General features: G+C 62.1%; 13 protein-coding genes. 2 read left to right on the top strand and 11 right to left on the bottom strand.

Annotated features, from left to right (window positions below):
• Positions 1-105 precede the first annotated feature (105 nt).
• The 11 genes from pepB (PG887_RS20545) to ubiT form a co-directional block, all read right to left on the bottom strand.
• The gene (gene pepB, locus PG887_RS20545; RefSeq protein ID WP_039038726.1) at positions 106-1,389 is read right to left on the bottom strand and encodes an aminopeptidase PepB; all 1,284 of its coding nucleotides are present in this window, start codon (positions 1,387-1,389) and stop codon (positions 106-108) included.
• Positions 1,386-2,687, bottom strand: a complete 1,302-nt coding sequence (pepB, locus tag PG887_RS20540) for an aminopeptidase PepB (protein ID WP_270822785.1) — start codon at positions 2,685-2,687, stop codon at positions 1,386-1,388. The genes pepB (PG887_RS20545) and pepB (PG887_RS20540) overlap by 4 nt, the downstream gene beginning before the upstream one ends.
• Positions 2,688-2,844: 157 nt before the next feature.
• Complete coding sequence (gene fdx, locus PG887_RS20535; protein WP_005299781.1) at positions 2,845-3,183, bottom strand: ISC system 2Fe-2S type ferredoxin; 339 nt, start codon at positions 3,181-3,183, stop codon at positions 2,845-2,847.
• Between the two features lies 1 nt (position 3,184).
• Complete coding sequence (hscA, locus tag PG887_RS20530; protein WP_264787680.1) at positions 3,185-5,032, bottom strand: Fe-S protein assembly chaperone HscA; 1,848 nt, start codon at positions 5,030-5,032, stop codon at positions 3,185-3,187.
• Between the two features lie 28 nt (positions 5,033-5,060).
• Positions 5,061-5,579: a co-chaperone HscB gene (gene hscB, locus PG887_RS20525; protein WP_270822783.1), complete on the bottom strand. Its 519-nt coding sequence runs from the start codon at positions 5,577-5,579 to the stop codon at positions 5,061-5,063.
• A 190-nt stretch (positions 5,580-5,769) separates the two neighbouring features.
• Complete coding sequence (gene iscA / locus PG887_RS20520) at positions 5,770-6,093, bottom strand: iron-sulfur cluster assembly protein IscA (protein WP_010675058.1); 324 nt, start codon at positions 6,091-6,093, stop codon at positions 5,770-5,772.
• Between the two features lie 15 nt (positions 6,094-6,108).
• Positions 6,109-6,492: a Fe-S cluster assembly scaffold IscU gene (gene iscU, locus PG887_RS20515; RefSeq protein ID WP_010675059.1), complete on the bottom strand. Its 384-nt coding sequence runs from the start codon at positions 6,490-6,492 to the stop codon at positions 6,109-6,111.
• A 54-nt stretch (positions 6,493-6,546) separates the two neighbouring features.
• Positions 6,547-7,761 (bottom strand): IscS subfamily cysteine desulfurase, encoded by a 1,215-nt coding sequence (locus tag PG887_RS20510; RefSeq protein WP_010675060.1) that lies wholly within the window; start codon positions 7,759-7,761, stop codon positions 6,547-6,549.
• A 52-nt stretch (positions 7,762-7,813) separates the two neighbouring features.
• Positions 7,814-8,317: a Fe-S cluster assembly transcriptional regulator IscR gene (iscR, locus tag PG887_RS20505; protein ID WP_025327241.1), complete on the bottom strand. Its 504-nt coding sequence runs from the start codon at positions 8,315-8,317 to the stop codon at positions 7,814-7,816.
• A gap of 94 nt (positions 8,318-8,411) precedes the next feature.
• Entirely contained in the window at positions 8,412-9,137 is a 726-nt protein-coding gene (gene trmJ / locus PG887_RS20500; RefSeq protein WP_042880722.1) for a tRNA (cytosine(32)/uridine(32)-2'-O)-methyltransferase TrmJ, read from the bottom strand.
• A 190-nt stretch (positions 9,138-9,327) separates the two neighbouring features.
• Positions 9,328-9,840, bottom strand: coding sequence for a ubiquinone anaerobic biosynthesis accessory factor UbiT (gene ubiT / locus PG887_RS20495; RefSeq protein ID WP_270822782.1), 513 nt, complete (start codon positions 9,838-9,840; stop codon positions 9,328-9,330).
• 189 nt (positions 9,841-10,029) lie between these two features.
• Here ubiT and ubiU point away from each other — a divergent pair, with 189 nt between their 5' ends.
• Both ubiU and PG887_RS20485 read left to right on the top strand, forming a co-directional pair.
• Complete coding sequence (gene ubiU / locus PG887_RS20490) at positions 10,030-11,025, top strand: ubiquinone anaerobic biosynthesis protein UbiU (RefSeq protein WP_010675064.1); 996 nt, start codon at positions 10,030-10,032, stop codon at positions 11,023-11,025.
• Between the two features lie 12 nt (positions 11,026-11,037).
• Positions 11,038-11,910: a U32 family peptidase gene (locus tag PG887_RS20485; RefSeq protein ID WP_039038733.1), complete on the top strand. Its 873-nt coding sequence runs from the start codon at positions 11,038-11,040 to the stop codon at positions 11,908-11,910.
• The last annotated feature ends 120 nt before the right edge of the window (positions 11,911-12,030 follow it).

The raw sequence follows: 12,030 nt of genomic DNA, 5'->3' as shown, positions 1-12,030 counted from the left end.
GGCGGTGAAGATATCAAAGACCCGTTTTCCGGTAAATCGCAATGCGGCTCCGCTTAAGTGAACAGCATTGCACCCTGAGGTGCCCTTGTGATGCCGTTCACTGACTCAGCGCGTCTCCGCCATCAGGGTATGGGCGATGGTGCGCATCCCCAGGGTATTGGCCCCGGGCGCCCACAGACTGTCGCCGTTCTCGCTGAAACAGGCGGCGAGATCGACATGCAGCCAGCCTCTTCCCTCATCAGGGACAAAGCGGGAGAGGAAGCCTGCCGCATTGGAGGCCCCCCCCGGTCCGCCGCCCGGCACGGGGCGGCTGTTGGCGGTGTCGGCATAGTGGGACGGGCACTGCTGGCGATGCCAGGGCTCCAGCGGGAGCGGCCATGCTGGCTCCTGCTCTGCATCCGAATAGGCCATGGCGCGGCTCACCAGCCCCTTGTCCAGTCCAAACAGGGCGTTGTAACGCCCCCCCAGCGCCATCACGGCCGCCCCGGTGAGGGTGGCGGCGTCGATGATGAGCGGCGCACCAGACTCGCCGGCCAGTTGCAAGCCGTCGGCCAGGATCAGACGCCCTTCGGCGTCGGTATTGACCACCTCCACCGTGGTGCCGTTCTTGTAGGTGAGGATGTCACCCAGCTTGTAGGCATGCCCGGATACCAGGTTCTCGGCGCAGCAGAGGATGAGCTTCACCCGCTTGTCGAGGCCACGCAGAATGGCCAGCGCCAGCGCGCCGGTGACGATGGCGGCACCGCCCATGTCGTGTTTCATGGTCAGCATGCCCTGGGAGGTCTTCATGGAGTAGCCGCCGGAATCGAAGGTGATGCCCTTGCCCACCAGGGCGGCCGCTACCGGCGCCTTGGGATCCTTGCCCGGATTGAAATCCAGCTCCAGCATCACGGGCTCGCGGTCACTGCCACGACCCACCTGATAGAGACCGACCCAGCCCGCCTGTTGCAGCGCCTCCCCCTTGAGGATGCGATGGCTGATCCGGTCCGGTGCCAGCTCGGTGAGGAAGGCGGCGGCTTCGACCGCCAGCTCCAGCGGCCCCAACTGCTCCGGGGTGGCGTTGGTCATCTCCCGCACCCAGCGCCCGCACAGCCAGCGCGCCTCCAGCTCCTCCCTGTCCTCCTCGGACGAAGTGGCCCACTGCAACCCCACTTCCGCCTTGGGCGTCTGCAGCCCCTGGGCAAAGGCCCACTGCTGCTCCCGCTCCCAGTGGCCAGCCAGGACCACCTGCTGGATCCCCTGGCTGCACAGGCGCCGCGCCGCCTGCTGGATATCCAGCAAGGGAGTGGCGCTCACCAGATGGATCACCATGCCGTCGGCACGGTGGGAGAGCAGTGCCCCCTCCCCCCACTCGGCCGGTGCAAACTCTCGGCTCAACCAGACGTTCATGCGCACACCTCCTGCAACCAGCGGGCAATCGTGCGAAGACCATGGCCCTTGGCCCCGGTCGCCCAGAGATCATTGCCCGACTTCTGATAGGAAGCGGCCAGGTCCAGGTGCACCCAGCCCTTGCCTTCGTCACGGACGAAGCGCGACAGGAACGCCGCTGCCGTGGTGGCGCCGGCAGTGCCTTCGGCGGATGCCACATTGCCCAGCTCGGCAAAGGCCGAGGTGAGCTGGCCTGCATGCCAGGGTTCGAGCGGCAGCGGCCAGGCCTTCTCGTTTTCGGCGTTGGCGGCAGCCAGCGCGCGCACCTGCTCCGCCTCATCGAGAGCAAACACGGCGTTGTAGTCGCGGCCCAGCGCGGTCTTGGCGGCGCCGGTCAGGGTGGCAGCGTCGAGGATGTAGGCAGCCCCGCTTTCGCTGGCGGCCAGCAGGCCGTCTGCCAGCACCAGGCGACCTTCCGCGTCGGTATTCTGGATCTCGACCGAGATGCCGTTGCGATAAATGAGGATGTCGCCGAGCTTGAAGGCGTGGCCGGAGACCAGGTTCTCGGCGCAGCAGAGGATGAGCTTGACCCGCTTGTTCAGGCCACGGCTGATGGCCAGCGCCAGGGCGCCGGTCACCATGGCGGCGCCGCCCATATCGGACTTCATCGGCAGCATGTTGTCGGAGGACTTCATGGAGTAGCCGCCGGAATCAAAAGTGATCCCCTTGCCCACCAGCGCCGCGACCACGGGGGCGTTGGCATCCCCGGTCGGGTTGTAGTCGAGCTCCAGCAGCACCGGCTCGCGCTCGCTGCCACGGCCCACCGACCAGATCCCGATATAACCCGATTCACGCAAGGCTTCGCCAGCGGTGATGCGGGCGGTCACCTTGTCACCGCCGAGGCTGCGAATGAGCAGCAGAGCGAACTCCGCCAGGCTCATGGGGTAGATGGCTTCCGGGCAGCCGTTGGTCACCTCTCGCACCCAGTGGGTCGCTTTGAGCAAGGCGGCGAGTTCGGCCGCTTCCTGCTCGCTCTGTTCACCAAAATCGAGCTCGCGAACCCCCTTGGCGGCATAGAAGCCCTGGGCAAAGGCGTAACGACGCTCCCCATTCCACCCCTCGCCCACCAGCTTGATGCGCTTGATGCCGCTCGACTCGAGGCGTCTGGCACCGCGCTGGATGGCGCGCAGCGCCTCCTTCTCCTGGCCAGCGGCCAGATGGAGATGGGCCTCGTCCCCGTTGAAACTGAGCAGGGCACCCTCGCCCCACTGGGCGGCGGCAGCCTGGGACGACAACCTTACGTTCATCATGTCAGCCATGTTCTCTTGCTTCCTTTTTATTGGCACTTTCATCAACGAATAGGGAAATCACGGGCACAAAAAAGGCCGCTCCCTCAAGGGTCACGGCCTTCACCATATCATTACTGCACCATGAGATGCTGCACGCGCAATTCACTCATGTGTAATTAAGGGGTCATCAGTGGCGCTCGGACGCCAGATTCAGGGTGTACTTGGGCAGTTCCACCACCAGATCCTCGTCCGCCAGTCTGGCCTGGCAGCTGAGACGGGATTCCGGCTCCAGCCCCCACGCCTTGTCCAGCATGTCGTCTTCCAGCTCGTCGCTCGGCTCGAGGGAGTCGAACCCTTCCCGCACCACGCAGTGGCAGGTAGTACACGCACAGGACTTCTCGCAAGCGTGCTCGATCTCGATGCCATTGCGCAGCGCGATATCCAGAATGGTTTCACCGGTCGCACCTTCGAGCGCTGCGCCGTCCGGACAGAGCTCGGGATGGGGCAGAATAATCAGTTTTGGCATATCACACCTTGTTGACGTTTTGTCCGGTCAGCACCTTGCGGATGGAGGCATCCATCCGGCGGGCTGCAAATTCGCCACTGGCAGCATCCGCCGCCTCGATGGCCTCTTTGATCTGGTTGGTGGTGCCCGTGCTGCGCATGGTCAGCAGATGGGCGATGGCGGCATCCAGCTCGGCCCGCTCGGCGGGGCTCAATAAAGCCTCGCCATCGGCGGCCAGGGCGGCGTTGAGGCTCTCGACCACCCGGTCGGCCTCGACCTGCTGCTCCGCCAGCATACGGGCGTCCATGTCCTGCTGGGCATTGGCGATGGAAGCGCTCAGCATGTTGAGGATGTCATCTTCCCCCAGCCCGTAGGAGGGCTTGACCTGGATCTCGGCCTGCACGCCGGAGGATTTCTCCATGGCGCTGACCGACAGCAGACCGTCCGCATCCACCTGGAAGGTGACGCGAATGTGGGCGGCGCCGGCCGCCATGGGCGGAATGCCGGTCAGGGTGAAGCGGGCCAGGGAGCGGCAATCCGCCACCAACTCGCGTTCCCCCTGCACCACGTGGATGGCCATTGCGGTCTGGCCATCCTTGAAGGTGGTGAACTCCTGGGCGCGGGCCACCGGAATGGTGGTATTGCGCGGGATCACCTTCTCGGCGAGGCCGCCCATGGTCTCAAGACCCAGGGAAAGCGGGATGACGTCCAGCAGCAGCATCTCGGCGTCGGGCTTGTTGCCCACCAGGATGTCGGCCTGGATGGCGGCACCGATGGCCACCACCTTGTCAGGGTCGATGCTGGTCAAGGGGGTGCGGCCGAAGAACTCGCCCACCCGCTCGCGCACCAGCGGCACCCGGGTCGAGCCACCGACCATCACCACTTCCAGCACCTCTTCCTGCTCGAGACCCGCATCGCGCAGGGCGCGCCGACAGGCCTGCAGGGTGCGCTTGACCAGGGGCTGGATCAGCTCGTCAAACTGGCTGCGGGTGACGGTACCCTGCCAGCCGGCAAAGGTGCAGGTAACGGCATCGGCATCGGTGAGGCCGTGCTTGATGCTGGCCGCAGCATCCAGCAACTCGCGCTGGGTACGGGCATCGAGCTGACCGGACAACCCGGCTTGCTCTTTGAGCCAGTCCGCCAGCAGATGGTCAAAATCGTCACCACCGAGTGCCGAGTCGCCACCGGTGGCCATCACCTCAAACACCCCGCGATGCAGACGCAGGATGGAGATATCGAAGGTTCCGCCACCCAGGTCATAGACGGCGATCACCCCTTCCTGGCCGGAGTCGAGGCCATAGGCGATGGCCGCCGCGGTGGGCTCGTTCAGCAGGCGCAGTACGTGCAGACCGGCCAGTCTGGCCGCGTCCTTGGTACCCTGACGCTGGGCATCGTCAAAATAGGCGGGCACCGTGATGACCACGCCGTCGAGGTCTCCCCCGAGGGACGCGGCACCGCGCTCGGCCAGTTTTTTCAGGATCTCGGCAGAGACCTGCACCGGATTGACCAGCCCCTGGCGGGTCTGCAATTGCGGCATGCCGTTGTCGGCCGCCACGAATTGATAGGGTTGCTGGCGGGTATCGATGTCGGCCAGCGCCTTGCCCATCATCCGCTTGACCGAGACGATGGTGTTGTGGGGATCGAGGGCCGCCTCACGCTTGGCATCGAAGCCAACCCGGATGGTATCGGCCTGGTAATGGACCACGGAAGGCAGCAGATCACGCCCCTGCTCGTCACAGAGGGTGTCGGCCTGGCCGCTGCGCACGGCGGCGACCAGGGAGTTGGTGGTGCCAAGATCGATGCCGACGGCACGTTTATGCTGGTGAGGCGCGGCGCTCTGGCCTGGCTCGGCAATTTGCAGTAATGCCATGGGTAATCACAATTCCTGCGTTAGAGGGTCAAGACTCGAACAGCGAGTCTTCGAATCGTTCCAGCTCCTCGAGGAGCTTGTCGACAAATTTGAGCTTGCGAACGCAATCCGCCGCCTGCAGATCCTCACCCCTGGTGAGAGAGTCGACCAGCCGTTGCATCAACGCCTGGTGATCATGCCTGATCTCCTGGCGAAAATCCTTGATGGCCCCCTCAGGGTCGGCGTCGCCCTTGAGATCAGCCAGCCGCTCTCGCCACTCCAGCTGTTGCATCAGAAAGGCAGGATCTTGCAGTGTCTGCTGCTCGCCGCGAATATCGGTGCCCCGCAAGGAGAGCAGGTACTCGGCTCGGCGCAAGGGGATCTTGAGGGTGGTAAACGCATCGTTGATCTGGGCAGCACGCTGCACGGCAGCCAGCTGCTCCCGCTCGGGGGCAGTCGCAAAACGATCGGGATGGAACTGGGTCTGCAGCTGACGATAGGTGTCAGCCAGTTGGCGAGTATCGAGCTCGAAGCCCTCAGCCAGCCCGAACAGCTCGAAATGATTCATCCTTCATCCTCAGACAATAGCGCTGGGAGTGCAACCACACTCGTCTTGAACTTGAAAGCAGTGGCATGGACTGGCGTCCACACCACTGTGTTGATGAGCAAGGTGTTGATCACAAGAGACTCGCCGCAACAGGGCTCACCCTTGTGGCTGCGAGGCGTTGCAAACATGGGCGATCGGTCAATCGAACCACTTACACGCTGAAGCTTTCGCCACAACCACATTCGCCCTTGGCATTCGGGTTGTTGAACTGGAAGCCCTCGTTGAGGCCTTCCTTCACGAAGTCCAGCTCGGTGCCATCCAGGTGGATCAGGCTCTTGGCATCCACGATGATCTTGACGCCTTTCTGCTCGAACACCTGATCCTCGGCAGCCAGCTCATCCACGAACTCGAGCACATAGGCAAGGCCAGAACAGCCGGTCGTCTTGACGCCGAGGCGCAGGCCGATGCCCTTGCCCCGGTTGATCATGAAGGAGGAAACCCGCGCCGCTGCGGCATCTGTCATGGTTATGGCCATACTGCTCTCCGGACCTTAAAGACCTTTCTTCTGCTTGTAATCGGCGATGGCGGCCTTGATGGCATCCTCCGCCAGAATGGAGCAGTGGATCTTCACCGGCGGCAGCGCCAGCTCTTCGGCGATGTCGGTGTTCTTGATACCGGCCGCTTCGTCCAGGGTCTTGCCCTTGACCCACTCGGTCACCAGGGAGCTGGAGGCGATGGCGGAACCACAGCCGTAGGTCTTGAACTTGGCATCTTCGATGATGCCATCGTCGCTGATCTTCAGTTGCAGCTTCATGACGTCACCACAGGCCGGTGCACCGACCATGCCGGTGGCGACGCTGGGATCGTTCTTGTCAAAACCACCGACGTTGCGGGGATTCTCGTAGTGGTCGATTACTTTTTCACTGTAAGCCATATCTAACTCCTGCTAATTCCGTTGTTCACCAGACCCTTGCCATGCTGGCAAGGATCAGTGATGTGCCCATTCGACCGTGTTCAGATCGACGCCATCCTTGAACATCTCCCACAGGGGGGACATCTCGCGCAGACGACCGATGGAGTCGCAGATGAGCTTGATTGCGTAGTCGATCTCTTCTTCGGTGGTGAAGCGACCGATGCTGAAACGGATGGAGCTGTGTGCCAGCTCGTCGTTCAGACCCAGGGCGCGCAGCACGTAGGAAGGTTCCAGGCTGGCCGAGGTACAGGCAGAACCGGAAGAGACCGCCAGATCCTTCAGTGCCATGATGAGGGATTCCCCTTCCACATAGGCGAAGCTGACGTTCAGGTTACCCGGTACACGCTGATCCAGATCCCCGTTGATATAGACTTCTTCGATGTTCTTGATGCCATCCCACAGACGCTGGCGCAGGGCCATGATGTGCTGGCTCTCGCTCGCCATCTCTTCCTTGGCGATGCGGAATGCTTCCCCCATGCCGACGATCTGGTGGGTTGCCAGGGTACCGGAGCGCATGCCGCGCTCGTGACCACCGCCGTGCATCTGGGCTTCCAGACGAACACGGGGCTTACGGCGCACATACAGGGCGCCAATGCCTTTCGGGCCGTATACCTTGTGGGCGGACATGGAGAGCAGATCAACCTTGAGCGCTTCCACGTCGACCGGGATCTTGCCCACGCTCTGGACGGCGTCCACGTGCAGCAGGATCTTGCGGGAACGGCACAGCTCGCCGATGGCAGCGATGTCTTGCACCACCCCGATCTCGTTGTTGGCGTGCATGATGCTGACCAGGATGGTGTCATCACGCAGGGCGCCTTCGATCTGCTCAAGGGTGAACAGGCCGTTGGGCATGGGCTCAAGGTAGGTCACCTCATAGCCTTCACGCTCCAGTTGGCGGCAGGTATCCAGCACAGCTTTGTGCTCAGTCTTGGAGGTGACGATGTGCTTGCCCTTGCCGGCGTAGAAATGGGCGATGCCCTTGATGGCCAGGTTGTTGGACTCGGTCGCACCGGAGGTAAAGACGATCTCGCGCGGGTCCGCGCCGATCAGCTCTGCCACTTGATTACGGGCCAGATCCACCGCCTCTTCGGCCTGCCAGCCGAAACGGTGGGAACGGGAGGCTGGGTTGCCGAACAGGCCGTCCATGGTGAGGCACTGCATCATTTTTTCTGCGACACGCGGGTCCACCGGACAGGTTGCCGAATAATCAAGGTAAATAGGCAGTTTCATCTTTTTCTCCGTTACGACGGGGTCACACAGCGACTCGTCGTGGAAAGCACGTTTATAGTTGGACTTTCAAGCTCACATCACCGCGTTCGGCCCGATCAACCAGGGACAACACGGTCTTCATTTGTTCATCTTGCTTACCGGCGATACGGCGCACATCGGCCTGACCAACCAGCTCGGCCAGGGTGATATCCCCCAGGAAACTGGAGATGCGTTCGCTCAGATCCCGCCACAAGGAGTGGGTCAGGCACTGGGTACCACCGTGGCAGCCCCCTTTGCCGAGGCACTTGGTCGCATCGACCGATTCATCGACCGCGGTGATCACCTGACCGACCGAAATCTCGCCAGGGGCCAGACCGAGGCGATAGCCGCCACCGGGGCCACGTACGCTGCTCACCAGACCATGCTTGCGCAGACGGGCAAATAGTTGTTCCAGATAGGACAAGGAGATGCCCTGGCGCTCTGAAATATCAGCCAGGGGCACGGGCCCCTGCTCTGCATGCAACGCCACGTCGAGCATGGCTGTCACTGCGTAACGTCCTTTTGAGGTCAGTCTCATATGCCTTACCGTCTTGCGAACCAATCAATATGTGGCATATGGTCACATACCCGACTAAATCAGTCAAGTATATGCTTGAGTAAATCAGTCGGGATTAATCCTGTGCCCTGGACTTCTGGACAGAGGTGAGAATGCCCCGCAGGATGTTCAACTCCACCGCTTCGGGTCTGGCCCGGTTGAATAGACGACGCAGTTTGCTCATCACATGGCCTGGATGGTCATCGGCAATGAATCCCGTCTTTTGCAACGTCTGCTCCAGATGCTGATAAAACCCTTCCAGTTGCTGGGCGCTGGGGTACTCGACCCGCTCATCCTCCGGCTCCTGGTTCTGTACTTCCAGCCAGCGCATCCGCACCTCGTAACAAAGGGTCTGCACTGCCATGGCCAGATTGAGGGAGCTGTATTCTGGATTGGCGGGAATGGCCACATGGAAGTGGCATTTTTGCAGTTCGTCATTGGTGAGGCCGGTGCGTTCACGGCCAAACACCAGCGCGACCGGGTGCTCCATGCCCTCGGCAACCAGCTTCTCGCCCGCTTCACGGGGATCCAGCATGGGCCAGCTCAAGGTGCGGGAACGGGCACTGGTGCCGATGACCAGACCACAGTCGGCAATGGCTTCATCCAGGGTCGGCACGATTCGGGCGCGAGCCAGGATATCGCTGGCCCCCGCCGCCAGGGCGACGGCCTCCTCATCCGGCTGGGCCTGGGGATCGACCAGCACCAGTTGAGTCAGCCCCATGGTCTTCATGGCCCGCGCCGCGGATCCCATGTTGCCGGTGTGAGAGGTGTTTACCAACACGATACGAATCTGATCCAACATGCCCAGTCAATCTTCAGTCAAAAATGGCGCGCAATTGTAACATAACCAATCGCTATTTTGGCACCGCTTCCGACCAGGCATTTCTGCACAAACAGACAGATGATACATCCCCACCCTGCGTGGTCACGCTGACAGTGGGGGACTGCGGCTCAAGTTCACCTGTTCCGCAGCACTCGGGCAAGAAAACGGCTCAGCTCATTGTCGCGGCAGTGGGCACGTGCGTCTCGCGGGCCCGCTCGATAAAGGTCGCCAGATCCATCAGGGGGAATTTCATCAATCCCAGCCCGTCCAGATCTAGGCTGTCCATCAGATTTTTCACCTCCAGGCCCAGCTCGGTATCCCCCTCTATCTTTAGCCGACGCTGGAAGAAGAGGGAATCCGGGTCTTCACGGCGCCCGGCGATCAGAACAAGATCCTGGCTATTGCCGCTGAAACAGACATCGGCGTGCTCACACTTCCTTGCCACTACCAATTTGCCCCCCTGCTCGCTGATAAACCAGCATAACCCCAGATCGCTGACTTCCACTTTCAGCCACTTGCCCGCAAGAAACGCAAATTCCCCCTCTTCGATGGCCTCCCGGAATACCCTACCCAGCAGGGCCTCCATCAGGTTTTGTTGCAGCGGGAAGGGCACCAGCTTGAGGGGGTGGCGCAAGAGACGGGGTGCCTGTTCGACCAGGCGACGTTGCAGATGTTGAAACACGATAAACTCCCAGTTTTTTGCGCATTCAAGCACAGCCCCTTCGGCAAGATCCTGTTGAAAATCAAACTTGTGCCCACTTACCTCAAGAAGGGTAAAGCCACCTAAAGCTGCCTCAGGTCAAAAAGCGGGAGGGCAAGCATGAATACAATCGGGCCACTTTTGCATTTTTGCCCTCTCGGAGCGTACCCGATGGAATTACTCTGCCCGGCAGGCAGCCTGCCGGCACTGAAGACAGCCGTGGATAACGGGGCCGATGCGGTCTACATCGGCTTCAAGGATGACACCAATGCCCGCCACTTCGCCGGGCTCAACTTCACCGACAGCAAGCTGGAAAGAGCGGTTGACTATGTCCACCAGCATGGCCGCAAGCTGCACATCGCCATCAATACCTTTGCCCACCCGGGCTCCGACGCCCGCTGGAAGCAGGCCGTGGACAAAGGGGTGGCGCTCGGTGCCGATGCCCTGATCATCGCCGATCTCGCCGTGCTCGATTATGCCAGCCGCCGCCATCCCGACATGGAGCTGCATGTCTCGGTCCAGGCCAGCGCCACCAACGCCGCCGCCATCCGCTTCTACCAGCAGCACTTCAACGTCGGCCGGGTGGTGCTGCCGAGGGTGCTCTCCATGCATCAGGTCAGGCAGCTGGCCCGCGAGACCGACGTCGGCCTCGAGGTGTTCGCCTTCGGCAGCCTCTGCATCATGGCGGAGGGGCGCTGCTACCTCTCCTCCTACATGACAGGCGAGAGCCCCAACACCGTCGGTGCCTGCTCACCAGCCAAGTTCGTGCGCTGGGAGGAGACCCCGAGCGGCCTCGAATCCCGCCTCAACGAGGTGCTGATCGATCGTTACGGCCCGGGGGAAAATGCCGGCTACCCGACCCTGTGCAAGGGGCGCTTCGAGGTGGATGGCCAGACCTATCACGCGCTGGAGGAGCCCACCAGCCTCAACACCCTCGGCCTCCTGCCCGAGCTGTTCCAGACCGGCATCCAGTCAGTCAAGATCGAGGGACGCCAGCGCAGCCCCGCCTATGTGGAGCAGGTGACCCGGGTCTGGCGCGCCGCCATCGACGCCTATCAGGCCAACCCCGAGGCCTATCAGGTCAAGGCCGAGTGGGATGCCCAGCTCGCCCGCGTCTCCGAGGGGAGCCAGACCACCCTCGGTGCCTATCATCGCCAGTGGCAATAAGGAGCCCTGTTCATGAAATTCTCTCTCGGCCCCCTGCTCTTCTACTGGCCCAAGGCCGACACCCAGGCCTTCTATCAGGCGGCCGCCGCCAGCCAGGCCGACATCGTCTATCTGGGGGAAACCGTCTGCAGCAAGCGGCGCGAACTGAAAGTGGATGACTGGATTGCCCTCGCCCGTCAGGTGGCGGGCTCCGGCAAGCAGGCGGTACTCTCCACGCTGGCGCTGATCTCAGCTCCCTCCGAGCTCAAGGAGGTCAAGCGGCTGGTCGACAACGGCGAGCTGATGATCGAGGCCAACGATCTGGGGGCCGTCCAGCTCGCCAGTGAAGCCGGGCTGCCGTTCGTCTGCGGCCCCGCCATCAACGCCTACAACGCCGACGTGCTGCGCATGCTGCTTAAACAGGGGATGCAGCGCTGGGTGATGCCGGTGGAGCTCTCCCGCGACTGGCTGATGCAGCTCAATCAGGATCTGGGCAGGGAGCGCCAGCAGTTCGAGGTGGAGGTGTTCGCCTATGGTCATCTGCCGCTCGCCTACTCGGCACGCTGCTTCACCGCCCGCTCCCTCGACCGGCCCAAGGACAACTGCGAACTGGCCTGCATCCACTACCCCACCGGGCGACTTGCCAGCAGTCGCGAAGGGCAGAAGGTGTTCAACCTCAACGGCATCCAGACCCAGTCCGGTTACTGCTACAACCTGGGTAACGAGCTCAAGGGGATGGAGGGCCTGGTGGATGTGGTGCGCCTATCGCCCGAAGGCATGGAGACCCTGACGATGCTGGAGCGCTTCAAGGCCAACGAACAGGGGATGGCCCCCCTGCCCTTGCTGCAGGAGCGGGACTGCAACGGTTACTGGCGCCAGATCCCCGGCATGAGCCTGGTGGAGTAGCGGTACACCCCGTGTCACCAGACAGCAAAAAGGCCTCGTCAAGAGCAATGCTGTTCACTTAAGCGGAGCCGCATTGCGATTTACCGGAAAACGGGTCTTTGATATCTTCACCGCCCTGGG

Origin of the sequence: Aeromonas sp. QDB14, from assembly GCF_027707845.1 — a bacterium.
Lineage (GTDB): Bacteria > Pseudomonadota > Gammaproteobacteria > Enterobacterales > Aeromonadaceae > Aeromonas > Aeromonas caviae.
This window is presented reverse-complemented; position numbering and strand designations above follow the sequence as displayed.

What these genes read in the sequence shown, in the direction of transcription:
- pepB (WP_270822785.1), bottom strand. Translation starts at nt 2,687, where the DNA reads ATGGCTGACATGATGAACGTAAGGTTGTCGTCCCAGGCTGCCGCCGCC.
- pepB (WP_039038726.1), bottom strand. Translation starts at nt 1,389, where the DNA reads ATGAACGTCTGGTTGAGCCGAGAGTTTGCACCGGCCGAGTGGGGGGAG.
- hscA (WP_264787680.1), bottom strand. Translation starts at nt 5,032, where the DNA reads ATGGCATTACTGCAAATTGCCGAGCCAGGCCAGAGCGCCGCGCCTCAC.
- iscR (WP_025327241.1), bottom strand. Translation starts at nt 8,317, where the DNA reads ATGAGACTGACCTCAAAAGGACGTTACGCAGTGACAGCCATGCTCGAC.
- hscB (WP_270822783.1), bottom strand. Translation starts at nt 5,579, where the DNA reads ATGAATCATTTCGAGCTGTTCGGGCTGGCTGAGGGCTTCGAGCTCGAT.
- fdx (WP_005299781.1), bottom strand. Translation starts at nt 3,183, where the DNA reads ATGCCAAAACTGATTATTCTGCCCCATCCCGAGCTCTGTCCGGACGGC.
- trmJ (WP_042880722.1), bottom strand. Translation starts at nt 9,137, where the DNA reads ATGTTGGATCAGATTCGTATCGTGTTGGTAAACACCTCTCACACCGGC.
- ubiU (WP_010675064.1), top strand. Translation starts at nt 10,030, where the DNA reads ATGGAATTACTCTGCCCGGCAGGCAGCCTGCCGGCACTGAAGACAGCC.
- PG887_RS20510 (WP_010675060.1), bottom strand. Translation starts at nt 7,761, where the DNA reads ATGAAACTGCCTATTTACCTTGATTATTCGGCAACCTGTCCGGTGGAC.
- iscA (WP_010675058.1), bottom strand. Translation starts at nt 6,093, where the DNA reads ATGGCCATAACCATGACAGATGCCGCAGCGGCGCGGGTTTCCTCCTTC.
- iscU (WP_010675059.1), bottom strand. Translation starts at nt 6,492, where the DNA reads ATGGCTTACAGTGAAAAAGTAATCGACCACTACGAGAATCCCCGCAAC.
- PG887_RS20485 (WP_039038733.1), top strand. Translation starts at nt 11,038, where the DNA reads ATGAAATTCTCTCTCGGCCCCCTGCTCTTCTACTGGCCCAAGGCCGAC.